This window comes from Marinobacterium aestuarii (genome assembly GCF_001651805.1).
In the GTDB taxonomy this organism is placed as follows: Bacteria; Pseudomonadota; Gammaproteobacteria; order Pseudomonadales; family Balneatricaceae; genus Marinobacterium_A; species Marinobacterium_A aestuarii.
In genome coordinates this window covers 5,023,148-5,037,264 of the sequence record NZ_CP015839.1, presented here as the reverse complement: position 1 = coordinate 5,037,264, position 14,117 = coordinate 5,023,148, and the positions used below count along the sequence as shown (strand labels likewise).

Genomic DNA, 14,117 nt, shown 5'->3' with positions numbered 1-14,117 from the left:
CCAAAGTGAGCGGGGATAACGCAGACTTGAGGCCTCTTCACCCACAGTGGGGCGGTCGGCCTCTATAATGCGCATCCACGAATGCTAAGAGAGCCGGAACCTGCGTGCAAGGCCCGATACCCCGCAAGACACTGAGCCCCTTGTTGCTGATGCTGCTGCTCTCGGGCGCGGCACACCTTCTGCTGGCCGCCTCCTGGCTGGCGTCGGGGGACGGCCCCAGTGCGGGCGCAACCAGGGGGCGTACTGCCGGCGAGTCACATATTCAGATACAGATGGCGGCGCCAGCCCCGGACGCGGTAGTGGCTCCGGCGCCTGAAGATATGCCGCTGCAGCCAGCGCCAACGCCAGAACCTGCGCCTGCAATAGAGTCAGCAAGAGCGCTTGCGAGCACTGCCGCTCCCGTCAAAAATACTGCACAGCCACAGCCACAGCCACAGCCACAGCCACAGCCACAGCCACAGCCACAGCCACAGCCACAGCCACCCGTATCCGAACCTGAACCCGAGCGTCAGCCCGAGCCGGATCCTTTTCCGGATCCTGTGCCTGCACCGATAGCGGACTCAATGGTGGCTGATGCTGGCGGCGCGGCCTCTGCGGCTTCTGCATCAGTTGTGGCGCCGGCGCTGGCCGGCGCCCAGGAGGCAGATGGACCGATCGAGCAGCAACAGGCCAGCTGGCGCAGCCCGCCCCAGCCGCCGGCGTATCCGCCACTGGCACGGCGTCGCGACCAGGAGGGGGAGGTGCTGCTGCGGCTGGATCTGGATACCCAGGGACGGGTAACGGCGGCACAGGTGCTGCAATCGTCCGGTTATCCGCTGCTCGACAGGGCTGCACTGGCGGCAGGCTCGGGCTGGCAGTTGCTGCCGGCACGAATCAATGGCGTCGCGGTGACCTCCTATGTGAGAATCCCGGTTCAATTTCGGCTGGACCAGTGACCCTGACTCAATGATATCGAGCGTATGCATGTCCGCGCACCGGCTGGGTCTGCTGTTATGGCTGCTGTTGTTGCCCGTGGTATTGATTTCCCTCTGGGTGGGCCCTGTCTCGCTGTCGTCTGATGCGCTGTTGCAGCCGGGCTCGCGGGACTGGCTGATTCTGTTTGAGCTGAGGCTGCCGCGATTGGTGATGTCGCTGGCGGCGGGCGCCATTCTGGCCATTACAGGCGCGTCCATTCAGGCGCTGTTTCGCAATTCGCTGGCTGACCCCGGCCTGATAGGCATCAGTGCCGGTGCTGCGCTGGCGGCGGTGGCGGTACTGGTCTTCGGCGGCGCCTGGCTGCTGGGACCCTTTGGGCCTGTGCTGGTGCCGCTGGCAGCATTCGCAGGCGGCTTGCTGGTGACGGCACTGGTGCTGCGCATAGCGCGCACGCCACGCGGCGTTTCGGTGACGACCATGCTGCTGGCGGGTATTGCCCTGAACAGCATTGCGGCGGCCGCCATTGGTGTCATGAAGTATTTCAGTGACGAGCTGTCGTTGCGTCAGGTGACCTTCTGGCTACTGGGGAACCTGCACAGCACCGACTGGGGCAGTGCTCTCTTGCTGCTGGCTATCGGTGGACCTGTGTTGCTGCTGTTGCTGCGCGAGGGTCAGCAACTCAATCTGCTGCTGTTGGGAGAATCTCAGGCGCGCTTGCTGGGCGTCGTCACATCGCGTCTGCGCCGCCGGCTGGTACTGCTGGTGGCTCTGGGCGTGGGTACTGTGGTGTCCCTTGGCGGTTTGATCGGCTTTATCGGCCTGGTGGTACCGCACCTGGTGCGGCTGCTGTGTGGGCCGGACAACCGCGCCTTGCTGCCGCTATCGGCGCTGCTCGGTGCGCTCTTGCTGACACTCGCCGATATTCTGGCACGGCTGCTGGTGAGCCCGGCGGAGCTGCCTATCGGCATCGTCACGGCGCTGATTGGCGGGCCTTTCTTCCTGTTGATGATTCTGTACCGGCAGCGGGGGCGCGTATGACGCTGCAGGCGAGTGCTTTGAGCGTGCAGCGCAGTGGCCGTTTTCTGCTGGACAGGGTCGATGTCAGTCTGACGCCGGGCTCCCTGACGGTCGTGCTGGGCCCCAACGGTGCGGGCAAGTCGACCCTGCTGCATGTGCTGGCGGGGCTGGAGCGGGCGGATACGGGCAGCGTGCGGCTGAATGATCAGCCGTTGCTTTCGATGGATTCACTTGAACGTGCCCGCAGGCTCGCGGTCATGACCCAGGATCAGCCGCTGGATTTTGCCTTTAGCGTCGAGGACGTGGTGTCGCTGGGTGCTTACCCTCTGGGGCTGGGACGGGCCGAAGAGCGGGCGCATTGCCGCAGCGGGCTGCAAAGACTGGAGTTGCAGACGCTGGCAGCGCGTAACTATCTGAGCCTGTCCGGTGGCGAGCAGCAGCGGGTACAGCTGGCGCGGGTGCTGGCGCAGTGCGGTGAAGAGACGGCGGTGCTGCTGCTGGATGAACCGGTTAGCGCAATGGATTTGAGGCATCAGCACCTGTGCCTGCGGCAGTTGCGTACATTGGCGGATGCCGGGGCGGCGGTGTTGGTGATTCTGCATGATCTGGCGTTGGCGGCGCGTTATGCCGACCGGGTACTGCTGCTGAAACAGGGGCGAGTACTGGCGCAGGGAGCCATGCTGGAGACCATGACGCCATACTGCCTGAGCACGCTGTTCGACGTCCGTGTCGAGGTCGCTCTGGTAGAGGGTGTACCGCGCTTTAGTTCGTCATTCGCCGATGACACCGTCCTGCCTTAGCCGGTCGGTGAGCAGATACAGGGCTTCATCATCGTCGGTATAGACGGCCACTGTGCGCTCCAGTTCGTCGTCCTGCAGCGGGTGCTGCATCTTCTTTTGCTGGTGCATCACGCTCACATCGGCATCGGATGCATCCACTCCTTTGGCTTTTCTTCGCTTGAGACGGGCTTCGATCAGCTTCTGTTCACAATGACAGCTGATAATACGGAAGGGTAGATCCAGTGAGGTGGCCAGTTCAGCGTAACTGGTGCGAGGCCGCTGGCGGATGAAAGTGGCATCGACCACTACCGAATAACCGGCGCGCAGCATTTCGCGCGTGGTATCGAATAGCTGGTGGTAGGTGCGAATGTTCATTTCCTGGCCGTAGAGGTCGAGCTTGCCACCTTTGAGACTAAGCTCGCGGTACAGGCGCTTGCGCTCGATATCGGAGCGGATGCGGATGGCATCAATGCGTTCCACCAGCTGGCCGCTGATATAACTCTTGCCGCTGCCGGACAGCCCGTGCATTAGCAGCAGAGCAGGCTTGGGTGTGCGGGCATAGTGCTGCGCCAGCTTGAGGTAGCGGCGAAAGGTTTCGAGATCCGGGTGTTCGCCCAGCATCGCGACCTTCGCCCGCACCATGGCGCGGTAAGCCTTGTAGAAGTTGAGCAGCTTGAGGCTCTTGTAGTCGCCGGTGAGTTCGAGGTAGCGGTTTAGCAGGCGGTGGGCCCAGCGGAACTGGCCATTGGCTTCCAGATCCATCAGCAGGAAGGCCAGGTCGCAAATGGTGTCGATCCAGCGGAACTGCAGATTGAATTCGATGCAGTCGAATAGCCGCAGTTCGTTGTTGTGCAACGTAATGTTGGCCAGATGCAGGTCGCCGTGGCATTCGCAGACATGGCCTTCGGTCTTGCGCCGGCGCAGAACGTCGGTCAGTTCGCGGAACTGCTGTGAGGTTTGCTGTGACAGCTTCTGCACCGCGGACCAGTCGTCGGGGTCGTCCAGCACATCGCGCAGGTGCAGGAAGTTGTCCGACACCAGCTCCCAGATATTCTCCGGCTCGCCCCAGGGGCTGTCGGAGGCGACCATCGGGACCGCCGAGTGGAAATGCGCGATCTGGGTGGCCAGAGCATCGATCCAGTCGGGTTCGAAGCGTTTCTGCTGCAGCAGCAGATCGAGCCGCAGGTCGGTATCGAACTGGTGCATGCGCACGGCGTATTCGAAGGCTTCATCTTCGCCGTTGATGCAGGGCTGCTGAGGCGTACCTGTGATGGCGACGACCTCCAGATAGAGGTCCGGTGACTGACGTCGATTCAGGCGCAGCTCTTCCTCGCAGAAATGCTGTCGCTTCTGCAGGCTGGTGAAATCGAGAAAACCAAAGTCGACCGGCTTCTTCACCTTGTAGGCGTAGTCGCCGGTGAGCAGGAGCCAGGAGATGTGCGTCTCGATGACGCGAATATCCTTTGTCGGATGCGGGTAGGCCGCAGGGTCACAAAGTGATTGAATAAATTCAGGAAACATAGAATCCCGGTATCGCGCAATTAGGTAAGGAATTATACTGAGCCGATGACAAAAAAGAGAGCCTCCGCTGCAAAACCCTCCCGTTCCGATGCCAGGCGCAAGCCTGTTCGCAAGCGTCCACGGGGACGTTTTTGGCCTTCCCTGTTCAAGTTCCTTTTTAAACTGACACTCGTGATGAGTGTCTTTGTTGCCATTGGCATGGCCTACCTGGACATGCAGGTGCGCAGCAAGTTTGAAGGTAAACGCTGGGCATTACCAGCCAAGGTATACGCTCGTCCGCTGGAATTGTATCCCGGACAGCCGCTGGCGATGGACGATCTCAAGGCGGAACTGAACAGCCTGGGCTACCGTTTTGTGCGCAGCGCCAGCGCGCCAGGTCTGGCCGAGTGGGCCAGCTCCCGCGCCCGGGTGCATAGCCGCGGCTTTACCTTCCCCGACGGCTTTGAACCCTCGCGGCAGCTGTTACTGGATTTCAGCGGTGGTAGTTTGAGCCGTATTAGCGACGAAGAAGGTCGTACTCTGCCGCTGGCACGGCTGGAACCCTTGCTGGTGGGCGGCATTTATCCCAACAGTAATGAAGATCGCGACCTGATCCGGCTGCAGGACGCGCCGCCCTATCTGGCCGAGGCGCTGATCGGTATCGAGGATCGCAGCTTCTACGATCACCACGGCATCTCGTTCAAGGGTATTGCCCGGGCCATGTGGGTTAACTTCCAGGCCGGTCGTTTCGTTCAGGGCGGCAGTACCCTGACGCAGCAGCTGATTAAGAACTTCTATCTCACGGCGGATCGCACGCTGCTGCGCAAGCTCACCGAAATCCCCATGGCGGTGTTGCTGGAACTGCATTACGGCAAGGACGAGATTCTCGAGGCCTACCTTAACGAAGTCTATCTGGGGCAGTCCGGCTCCCGGGCTGTGCACGGTTTCGGGCTGGCCAGCCAGTATTACTTTGGTCGTCCGCTGCAGGAACTGCAGCTGCATCAGGTAGCGCTGCTGGCCGGGCTGGTAAAAGGGCCATCCTTCTATGATCCGCGCCGCAACCCGCAACGGGCGAAAGAACGTCGCGATCTGGTGCTGACTATCCTGGCCGAGCGCAATGTCATCAGTGCAGAGCAGTTGGCCCAGGCACAGGCTGAAGGCCTGGATGTGGTCAAGGAAAAGAATCTGCACAAGGGCGCCTACCCCGCCTATCTGGACCTGGTAAAACGCCAGCTGCGCGAAGACTATCGCGACGAAGACTTGAGTTCCGAAGGACTGCGGGTGTTCACCAGCATGGACCCGGTGGTACAGGGCCGTGCTGAAGAGGCACTGGTGGCGACCATGGCCAAGCTGGAAAAACGCTATGGCAAGAAGGTGGATGGCCTGGAAGGCAGCATGGTGGTGACCGATCCACAGACCGGCGATGCGCTGGCGCTGGTGGGTGGTCGTGATACTCGCTTCCAGGGCTTTAACCGGGCGCTGGATGCGGTACGTCCCATCGGCTCGCTGGTAAAACCGGCGGTCTATCTGGCGGCGCTGGAGCAGGGCTACACCCTGGCCAGCACGCTGGAAGACAAGGCACTGCGGGTAAAACTGCCCAATGGTGATCTGTGGGAACCGAATAACTTCGACCGGAAATCCCACGGGCTCGTACCTCTGCACCGGGCGCTGGCGTTGTCGTACAATCTTGCCACCGCCAAACTGGGCATGGATATTGGTGTCGAACGGGTAGTGGACATGCTGCATCGTCTGGGCATTGAGCGCGACCTTAAGGCCTATCCGTCGCTGCTGCTGGGTGGTCAGGGCATGTCGCCGTTTGAAGTGGCTGGCATGTATCAGACCATTGCCGCCAACGGTTTCCAGACGCCGCTGCGGGCGATTCGGATGGTGACGGATGCACAGGGGCAGGAGCTCTCACGCTATCCGTTCCAGGTGCGTCAGACGGTGCCGGTGGAGCTGATCCACCTTATTCAGTACGCCATGCAGGAAGTGGCCCGCGAGGGCACGGCACGGTCGGTGTATCAGCAGTTGCCGGCCAACCTGAACGTGGCGGGCAAGACGGGCACATCCAACGATCAGCGTGACAGCTGGTTTGCCGGCTTTACCGGCAACCGTCTGGCGGTGGTCTGGCTGGGCCGGGATGACAACTCGCAGCTGCCCCTGACGGGCTCCAGCGGTGCCCTGCAGGTATGGACGGACTTCATGCGTCGGGAGAAGCCGCAGCCTTATCTGGCGCGGATGCCGGATGGTATTGAGTATGTATGGATAGATGAAGCGACGGGGCTGCGCTCGGATCAGCGTTGTGAAGGCTCGCGTCAGCTGCCGTTCCTTTACGGCACTGCGCCGCAGCAGGCGGTAAGCTGTGGCTTTAATGATCCGGTCGGAGAATCTCTCGAGTGGTTCAGAAACTGGTTTAGATAGGAAATGACTATGTACCCTTACAGACTTCTGTCGCTCGCCGCCGTTCTGCTACTGGCAGGTTGTGCCGGCCCTGGTATCTATCTGCCGCCGGTTGAGGATCGTTCGGCGCCGCTGAGTCGTGCCCCCCAGGCGGCGCCGGTAGAGCAGGATACCGGTGTGCGGGTGACGCCCTTGTACGATGAACCGGTCGTGCGCCAGCAGCGTCTTGGCAGTGACAGCGGTTTCTCGGTGCAGCCGCTGTACCCGTCGGGCAGCAATGACCGCACGTCGGACTATTCGAATCCTCAGCAGGGGCAGCTACAAGGCCAGCTGCAGGAAAATACCCAGTACGGCAGTGGCCAGAGCAGTTTTCAGGGGAGTAGCGAAGCGCCTGTATCGGCGAATCCTGCGGTGGTTGCGCTGCTCGACAGCGCTCGCCAGCAGCAGGGTGCAGGCTCGCTGGCCGCCGCCCAGACAAGCCTTGAGCGTGCTCAGCGCATAGCGCCGCGTGATCCGCAGGTTTACTACCAGCTGGCGGATATACAGCGCCAGATGCAGAAGTACAGCGAGGCCGAGCAGCTGGCACTTCGCGGTGTCGCTTTGGCGGGTGGCCAGTCTGATACCCTGCGCAAGCTCTGGTTGCTGATCGCGTCTGTGCGCAAGGATACGGGGAACCTGGCTGGCGCGCGGGACGCACTGGAACAGGCCAGGCGCTACTAAGAGTCCATCATTTCCTGTCGATCATTACCCGTTCTGTTACCTGTGCCGCGCAATCTCAGCGGCGCAGGTGGTTCAGGATATCCAGCGTTGATACTACTCCCGCCAGCTCGCCATCCCGGGTAACAAACACCCGGTGAATGCGGTTGCTGCACATGATGTCTATCGCTTCATCGAGTGATGCGTGCTGATCCAGCGCGATGATATGAGGCGTCATTATTTCACACACCAGATGCTGCCCATGCTGGTCACCGCCTGCCAGCCCTAACTGCTCCGGCGTCATGCCTTCCAGCCCGCTGTAATAATACTGCGTCAGGGGATTTTCCTCGATGGAGTGCTGCGCACTGCTGTCAAAGCGCAGGATGTCCGTGAGGCTGACCACACCCTTGAGATTGCCGTGGCTGTCGATGACAGGCGCGCCGCTGATGCGGTGAATGTTGAAAAACTCGATCAGGCTGTGCAGTGACCAATGCTCGGATACCTTGAGCAGGTCGCTGGACATCACTGCGGCAACGGTTGCCTTGTCTGGCGTATGCATAGTGCGCGATTCCTTGGACTTTTATTTTTGTCTTTTGGGTATTGGCTTTGGACGGCGGCTGATTGAGCTACTGGCAGTTTAGCCGAGTTTGGAGAAGGAATTCTGGGGACGAAATCGCACTGAGCAGACGCAAGCCCGGTCAGAACCGGGCAGCGTTTCTTATCAAAAAAGGCGCGAAGCCAAGAGGGAAAGGCGAGACGCCGTTGCGGCCTCAGGCCCTTGCCTGTGTGGTACGGCTAAAGCTGTAACCGCACAGAATGATGAAGCCTGCCAGCGCGAAGCGATAGAGCGCATCCTGCTGCAAACCCGCCATAAGGGGGGCCGGCCCAAACGCCAGCAGACCGCAGGCGAGCAAAAGCGTACCCGCAAGCGCGTACAGTCGCGTGGGCCCCCGGTAGGCCTTGAGAACGCCCGCCAGCAGTGCCAGGCAGGTGAGCAGCGCCAGGCCCTGACTGTAAAGCCCCCCTATATCCGAGCGGCGTACCAGCTCGAACAGCGCAAACAGACCCAGCATCCAGCGTCCCCAGGCGGCGCGTGACCACTGCCTGTTCCAGCCGTGGGCGATGGCGACGCTGGCGATCATGGGTAGCCCAGCGTAGTACGCCAGGTTATCCAGCATCAACTGCAGGGTTTGCTGTTCTGAACCTGTGCGGGTCAGAACAAGCCGCCCCAGCGCCGCCAGCGCCAGCGACAGCGCGCTGAGTGCGAACATGTAATGCAGGCTGCGCTGGGGCAGTGGCTGCGCCTGGCGATACAGCAGGGCGGCAATCGCGAAGCCTCCGAGCAGTAGTGCCAGGTTAGCGAGCAGGCTACTCATTTCAGAGGCTGGCGAAGACACGGTCGGCGGCGGCCAGCGTGAATTCAATATCCTGCTGGGTGTGTGCGGCCGACATAAAGCCGGCTTCAAACGCAGAGGGCGCCAGATACACGCCTTCGGCCAGCATGCCGTGGAAGAAACGGCCAAACTTGGCGGCGTCGCATTGCATGGTCTGGGCAAAGCTGGTGACTTCGTCCTGTTCGGTGAAGAAGAGTCCGAACATGCCACCGACACGGCTGGTGGTGAAGGGAAGGCGATGACCCAGAGCGACAGCCTCAAGGCCTTCGGTGAGCAGCTCGGTTTTGGCGCTGAGCTGCTCATGAAAACCCGGTACCGAGATGGCATTCAGCATTGCGAGCCCCGCGGCCATGGCCAGCGGGTTACCCGACAGGGTGCCCGCCTGATAGACAGGCCCCAGGGGCGCTATATGGTGCATGATTTCGCGCTTGCCGCCGAAGGCACCAACGGGCAGGCCGCCACCAATGACTTTGCCCAGGGTGGTGAGGTCGGGCTTAACGCCGAAATAGGCCTGAGCACCGCCGAGTGCGACGCGAAAGCCGGTCATGACCTCATCGAAAATCAGTACGCTACCGTACTGGTCGCAGACCTCGCGCAGACCTTCGAGGAAGCCCGGCAGCGGCGCAATACAGTTCATGTTGCCGGCAACCGGCTCCACGATGATACAGGCGACCTGGTCACCCACGGTGGCGAAAGCCTCGCGCACACTGTCGATATCGTTGTAGTTCAGCGTAATGGTGTGTTCGGCCAGGGCGGCAGGTACACCCGGAGAGTTGGGCTCACCGAGTGTCAGTGCGCCTGAGCCGGCCTTGACCAGCAGTGAGTCGGAGTGACCGTGGTAACAGCCCTCGAATTTGACGATCTTGTCCCGCCCGGTGTAACCGCGGGCCAGACGAATTGCGCTCATGGTCGCTTCAGTGCCGGAGCTGACCATGCGTACCATTTCGATGGATGGCATCAGCGCGCAGACCTTGTCGGCCATGTCGATTTCGATCGCCGTGGGGGCGCCAAAGCCGGTGCCGTGATCCAGCGCCGCGCGGATGGCATCAATTACAGCCGGGGCACGGTGGCCCAGAATCATCGGTCCCCAGGAGCCCACGTAGTCAACGTAGCGCTGGTCATCTTCGTCGAACAGATAGGCGCCAGAGGCGTGCTTGAAGAACAGCGGGGTGCCGCCGACGCCCTTGAACGCGCGAACCGGCGAGTTGACGCCGCCGGGTATATGCAGCTGGGCGGCCTGGAACAGGGCTTCGGAACGGGACATACGCATAACTCCCTTACTCTAAAATGCTCAATCAGAACTGTTGGCTGAACAGCTGTGCCTGGCGCCGAATGTCGGCTGCGGCAAACAGCGCGTGAATAACGGCGACCATACTGGCGCCGGCTTCAATTACCTGGCGGGCATTATCCATACTAATGCCGCCAATCGCCACCACGGGCAGACCCAGCTCCTGGGCGGCCTGTGGCAGCAAGGCCAGGGGTGCAGGTCGGGCGTCGGGCTTGGTGCTGGAGGTGAAAAACGCACCAAAGGCCACGTAGTCGGCTCCTTGTGCGCGGGCTTGTAGCGCCAGCGTCAGGGAGTCGTGGCAGGTCACGCCGATAATGGCATCAGCTCCGAGCTGTGCGCGGGCGGCGGCCACTGAACCGTCGGTTTGGCCCAAATGGACGCCCTGGGCTTGGCAGGCAACTGCCAGCGGGAGGTCATCGTTGATCAGCAGCGGCCGTTCGAATTCGTCGCAAAGCTCACGCAACAGAGTGGCCTGGCGCAGGCGTTTCGTGCTGTCGACGCTCTTGTCGCGGTACTGCACTACGCTGGCGCCGCCCTCCAGTGCCGCCCGAACCTGGCTGAGCAGGGCGTTGTCGTCGGGCATCAGGTTGCTGTCGGTAATGGCATAGAGGCCATGGAGTGTGTAGGCGGTCATGGTTTTTCCGTGGTGTGTTGTTGTATCAGAAAACAGTGGACGGACTCAGAGTGTCTGATGGTGCAGATAGTAGGCTTCGATCTGGGCACGGGTCAGAACGCCGATAATGTCACCACGGTTACTGTTGACGCAGAGAATATCGGTTTGGCGCTGTTGCATGCAATCGGCGGCTTCCTGGAGGGTAGCGCGAAAGCTGATTTGCACTGGGTCGCGGCGATGCGCCGGCAGCTCCAGCAGGTCTATGTCGGCGTCGGTTTCGACCTGTTGCAACCAGAGCATCAGTTCCGAGCGCGGCAGCAGCGCGCGCAGGGCAGGATCACTGATCAGTATCCAGTCGGAGCTTTGCTCTGACAGGAAGACCGCACGGGCCTTGGATTCCCGAGTAGCTGCCTGCAGGAAATTTCGTTGCATCAGACTGCCGACGGCGGCCCGGGACAGCGCCTGGGCCAGGGGTGACTGAGTTTGGTCGAGACCCTGGGCACGCAGTAGCGACTGAAAGATTGAGGGCAGCTTGAACAGGTGTCGTACGGTGAGGTTGCTGATAACGATGGCCAGCATGGCGGGCAGAATGATATGGGGGTTGCCGGTCAGTTCCAGCAAGGCAATCAGGGCGGCAAGCGGTGCATTGAGTACGGCACCCATCATGGCACCCATGCCGATCATGGCATAGAGGCCGACCTGGGACAGCATCTGATCGTTGAACAACTGGGCGAGTGAGCCGATCAGGGCGCCGGCCAGGGCGCCGATAAAAACGGTAGGCCCAATGAGTCCGCCGGGGATGCCAAGGCCCAGTATGACAGGTGTCAGCAGCCACTTGGCCAGCAGCAGGCCTGCCAGCCAGAGCAGCGGCTGCTGGCCCAGCAAAGTCTCACTGACGGTGTCATAGCCCACGCCCATAACCTGCGGGTACAGCAGGGCAACGCTGCCGGTCAGGATACCCGCCAGCAACAGCCGCCAATGCAGGGCTATGGCACTAAAGCTTGCCGTATACAGCATGATGCGGTTGAAACCGCCGGCCAGCAGGCCAATCATTACGCCCAGCAGCATGACCAGTGGAATTTCACTCAGATCACCAATACTGAACTGGGGAACGCTAAACAGCAGCGTCGAGCCTATACTGGCGCGGATCACCAGATCCGCCGTGACGGCCGCCACCATGATGGGGGCGAAGCCCAGTACGGTATATTCCAACAGCACCACTTCCATGGCGAACACTACGCCTGCCAGCGGTGTATTGAAGGCGGCTGATATGCCTGCTGCCGTGCCGCAGCCGATGAGCAGGCGCATGGAGTTGTTGGGCAGTCGCAACCACTGGCCAATCAGGCTCGCGCCGCCCGCACCCAGATGGATGGCGGGCCCTTCGCGCCCGACCGAGTGACCGCTGAGCAGCGCCACGGTCGCGCTGGCGAACTGGACCAGCAGATTGGGCGCCGGCAGTTGTCCCTGATGGTAGCCCAGGCGTTCCAGCACATGCACGACGCCCACCTTGCGATGGGCGGCTGCCAGGCGCCAGAACAGTAGTATCAGCACCAGGCTGCCGGCGACAGGCAGCAGAAAATGCAGCGAGGCTGGCAGCGCCTCGAAGTTTTCCGGATCATGCCCAGGTAGATAGAGGCCCAGCGGAATTTCGATCAGCAGGCGAAATGCCATAATGATGAGCCCGGCGAAGAGTCCGGAGAGGACTCCCAGCAGCAGCATTTGCGGCAGCGAGTCGATATGAGCCAGTCGATCGCGGAAATGCTCCAGCGATAAGAGGTCCTTGCGTATCAATGGGCAGGGTTCCGATAGTTTTTAGGCTGTGTGCTTTGTATGATTAAGGGTAACAGTTTTCGACTCTCAAGAGAGGTGGATGTGATTAAGGTAGGTATCGTAGGCGGCACTGGCTATACCGGTGTAGAGCTGTTGCGGATTCTGGCGAATCATCCCGATGTGAAAGTCGATGTGATCACCTCCCGCTCCGAGGATGGTATCAAGGTGGTGGACATGTTCCCGAACCTGCGCGGGCATTATGACCTTGCCTTCACGGTGCCGGATGTCGAGCGGCTGGCGAGCTGTGATTTGGTGTTCTTCGCCACTCCCCACGGCGTGGCCATGCGCATGGCGCCTGAGCTGGTGGCGTGCGGCGTGCGCGTTATCGATCTTGGCGCTGACTTTCGGATCAAGGATATTGATCTGTGGTCGCGCTGGTATGGCATGGAACACACGGCGGCGGCGCTGGTGGAGCAGGCCGTGTATGGCTTGCCCGAAGTGAACCGCGAGCAGATTCGTACAGCACAGATGATTGCCTGCCCGGGCTGCTACCCGACCGCAGCGCAGCTGGGCTTTTTGCCGCTGATCGAAAACGGTCTGGTGGATACGCGCCGGCTGGTGGCCGACTGCAAGTCCGGCGTCAGCGGCGCCGGGCGTGGCGCCAGTGTGGGTGCGCTTTTGTGCGAAACCAGCGAGAGCATGAAGGCTTACGGTGTGGCCGGGCATCGGCACCTGCCGGAAATCAAGCAGGGCCTGAGTATTATGGCTGGGCGTCCTGTAGGGTTGACCTTCGTGCCGCACCTGACACCGATGATCCGGGGCATCCATGCCACCCTGTACTCCGTACTCAAGGATCCGAACGATGGACTCCAGGCGCTGTTTGAGTCCCGTTATGCCGGCGAGCCCTTTGTCGATGTAATGCCGGCGGGCAGCCATCCGGAAACCCGTAGCGTGAAAGGTGGCAATGTCTGTCGTATCAGCGTTTTCCGTCCGCAGGATGACGATACGGTGGTGGTGCTCTCGGTAATCGATAACCTGGTCAAGGGCGCGGCCGGGCAGGCAGTGCAGAACATGAATATCATGTTCGGGCTGGATGAGCGCGCCGGTCTCAACCAGGTTGGCCTGATGCCATAATACTTGACTACTTTAGTTGGGTAAGAAAGAATAGTGGCCTGATTGACGTATAGTTGGAGTAGGTATGACTGAGTCCTTTGAGCAGATATCCCCGATGGTCTTCACAGACGCGGCGGCTGCGAAGGTGAGAAGCCTGATGGAGGAGGAAGAAAACACCAACCTCAAACTCCGGGTTTACATCACTGGAGGAGGTTGTTCTGGCTTTTCCTATGGTTTCACCTTTGACGAAGCGGTAGCCGAAGATGATACCGCCGTGGATAACGACGGTGTCATGATGGTGGTCGACGCCATGAGCTATCAGTACCTGGCGGGCGCCGAGGTTGACTACAAGGTTAGCCTGCAGGGTTCCCAGTTCGTGATTAACAACCCCAATGCGGCCACGACCTGTGGTTGCGGATCGTCTTTCTCGATCTGATCTGCAAGACGGACAGCGCTCGCTGTCCGTTTCTTTGCTCGTACACTCTGTTTAAATCCAATCGCTAATAATTTCAGCGTCGAGCCTTGCGCTGGACGTTATTCTTGCGCCTGTGCGTTTTCCGGATCAGGTAACTGCGTCGCCAGAATGGCTGCACTCAAGGGATAGCTCAAGGGATGGCTCGGAGGAAATAGCG

The 14,117-nt window shown here is 60.8% G+C and carries 13 protein-coding genes; 7 read left to right on the top strand and 6 right to left on the bottom strand.

The features are described from left to right. Nucleotides 1-104 precede the first annotated feature (104 nt). The 3 genes from A8C75_RS23480 to A8C75_RS22130 are packed head-to-tail and all read left to right on the top strand — an operon-like array spanning nucleotide 105 to nucleotide 2,732. Entirely contained in the window at nucleotides 105-935 is an 831-nt protein-coding gene (locus tag A8C75_RS23480) for an energy transducer TonB (RefSeq protein ID WP_067386622.1), read from the top strand. Nucleotides 936-963: 28 nt separating this feature from the next. Further along, nucleotides 964-1,953 (top strand): FecCD family ABC transporter permease, encoded by a 990-nt coding sequence (locus A8C75_RS22135; protein ID WP_067386621.1) that lies wholly within the window; start codon nucleotides 964-966, stop codon nucleotides 1,951-1,953. Then, a complete protein-coding gene (locus A8C75_RS22130) occupies nucleotides 1,950-2,732 on the top strand; it encodes a heme ABC transporter ATP-binding protein (RefSeq protein WP_067386619.1) in 783 nt (260 codons plus the stop codon). The genes A8C75_RS22135 and A8C75_RS22130 overlap by 4 nt, the downstream gene beginning before the upstream one ends. On the opposite strand, the gene A8C75_RS22125 is transcribed toward A8C75_RS22130, so the two are convergent. Next, nucleotides 2,703-4,232 carry a bifunctional aminoglycoside phosphotransferase/ATP-binding protein gene (locus A8C75_RS22125; RefSeq protein ID WP_067386617.1) on the bottom strand — a complete coding sequence of 510 codons (1,530 nt, stop codon included), beginning with the start codon at nucleotides 4,230-4,232 and terminating at the stop codon, nucleotides 2,703-2,705. The genes A8C75_RS22130 and A8C75_RS22125 overlap by 30 nt on opposite strands. A 45-nt stretch (nucleotides 4,233-4,277) precedes the next feature. On the opposite strand from A8C75_RS22125, the gene mrcB reads away from it, so the two are divergent. Together mrcB and A8C75_RS22115 are read left to right on the top strand one after the other, a co-directional pair. Then, a complete protein-coding gene (gene mrcB / locus A8C75_RS22120; protein ID WP_067386615.1) occupies nucleotides 4,278-6,632 on the top strand; it encodes a penicillin-binding protein 1B in 2,355 nt (784 codons plus the stop codon). 9 nt (nucleotides 6,633-6,641) lie between these two features. Continuing rightward, nucleotides 6,642-7,331 carry a tetratricopeptide repeat protein gene (locus tag A8C75_RS22115; RefSeq protein ID WP_067386613.1) on the top strand — a complete coding sequence of 230 codons (690 nt, stop codon included), beginning with the start codon at nucleotides 6,642-6,644 and terminating at the stop codon, nucleotides 7,329-7,331. 55 nt (nucleotides 7,332-7,386) lie between these two features. Here A8C75_RS22115 and A8C75_RS22110 read toward each other — a convergent pair whose 3' ends face one another. The 5 genes from A8C75_RS22110 to A8C75_RS22090 form a co-directional block, all read right to left on the bottom strand. Next, on the bottom strand, nucleotides 7,387-7,866 hold the full coding sequence (locus A8C75_RS22110; protein WP_067386611.1) for a CBS domain-containing protein: 480 nt from the start codon (nucleotides 7,864-7,866) through the stop codon (nucleotides 7,387-7,389). 211 nt (nucleotides 7,867-8,077) lie between these two features. Then, nucleotides 8,078-8,683: a hypothetical protein gene (locus A8C75_RS22105; protein ID WP_067386610.1), complete on the bottom strand. Its 606-nt coding sequence runs from the start codon at nucleotides 8,681-8,683 to the stop codon at nucleotides 8,078-8,080. Nucleotide 8,684: 1 nt separating this feature from the next. Further along, entirely contained in the window at nucleotides 8,685-9,965 is a 1,281-nt protein-coding gene (gene hemL, locus A8C75_RS22100) for a glutamate-1-semialdehyde 2,1-aminomutase (RefSeq protein ID WP_067386608.1), read from the bottom strand. Nucleotides 9,966-9,996: 31 nt separating this feature from the next. Further along, nucleotides 9,997-10,623 carry a thiamine phosphate synthase gene (gene thiE, locus A8C75_RS22095; RefSeq protein ID WP_067386606.1) on the bottom strand — a complete coding sequence of 209 codons (627 nt, stop codon included), beginning with the start codon at nucleotides 10,621-10,623 and terminating at the stop codon, nucleotides 9,997-9,999. Between the two features lie 45 nt (nucleotides 10,624-10,668). Then, entirely contained in the window at nucleotides 10,669-12,393 is a 1,725-nt protein-coding gene (locus A8C75_RS22090; RefSeq protein ID WP_084784200.1) for a chloride channel protein, read from the bottom strand. Nucleotides 12,394-12,474: 81 nt separating this feature from the next. Here A8C75_RS22090 and argC point away from each other — a divergent pair, with 81 nt between their 5' ends. Together argC and erpA are read left to right on the top strand one after the other, a co-directional pair. Continuing rightward, the gene (argC, locus tag A8C75_RS22085; protein WP_067387594.1) at nucleotides 12,475-13,506 is read left to right on the top strand and encodes an N-acetyl-gamma-glutamyl-phosphate reductase; all 1,032 of its coding nucleotides are present in this window, start codon (nucleotides 12,475-12,477) and stop codon (nucleotides 13,504-13,506) included. 64 nt (nucleotides 13,507-13,570) lie between these two features. Then, on the top strand, nucleotides 13,571-13,921 hold the full coding sequence (gene erpA / locus A8C75_RS22080) for an iron-sulfur cluster insertion protein ErpA (RefSeq protein WP_067296963.1): 351 nt from the start codon (nucleotides 13,571-13,573) through the stop codon (nucleotides 13,919-13,921). The last annotated feature ends 196 nt before the right edge of the window (nucleotides 13,922-14,117 follow it).

Bases quoted from the DNA above. Each gene is read 5' to 3' on its own strand.
- hemL (WP_067386608.1), bottom strand. From the start codon at position 9,965: ATGTCCCGTTCCGAAGCCCTGTTCCAGGCCGCCCAGCTGCATATACCC.
- A8C75_RS22105 (WP_067386610.1), bottom strand. From the start codon at position 8,683: ATGAGTAGCCTGCTCGCTAACCTGGCACTACTGCTCGGAGGCTTCGCG.
- A8C75_RS22125 (WP_067386617.1), bottom strand. From the start codon at position 4,232: ATGTTTCCTGAATTTATTCAATCACTTTGTGACCCTGCGGCCTACCCG.
- A8C75_RS22135 (WP_067386621.1), top strand. From the start codon at position 964: ATGTCCGCGCACCGGCTGGGTCTGCTGTTATGGCTGCTGTTGTTGCCC.
- A8C75_RS22130 (WP_067386619.1), top strand. From the start codon at position 1,950: ATGACGCTGCAGGCGAGTGCTTTGAGCGTGCAGCGCAGTGGCCGTTTT.
- A8C75_RS22115 (WP_067386613.1), top strand. From the start codon at position 6,642: ATGTACCCTTACAGACTTCTGTCGCTCGCCGCCGTTCTGCTACTGGCA.
- A8C75_RS22110 (WP_067386611.1), bottom strand. From the start codon at position 7,866: ATGCATACGCCAGACAAGGCAACCGTTGCCGCAGTGATGTCCAGCGAC.
- thiE (WP_067386606.1), bottom strand. From the start codon at position 10,623: ATGACCGCCTACACACTCCATGGCCTCTATGCCATTACCGACAGCAAC.
- mrcB (WP_067386615.1), top strand. From the start codon at position 4,278: ATGACAAAAAAGAGAGCCTCCGCTGCAAAACCCTCCCGTTCCGATGCC.
- erpA (WP_067296963.1), top strand. From the start codon at position 13,571: ATGACTGAGTCCTTTGAGCAGATATCCCCGATGGTCTTCACAGACGCG.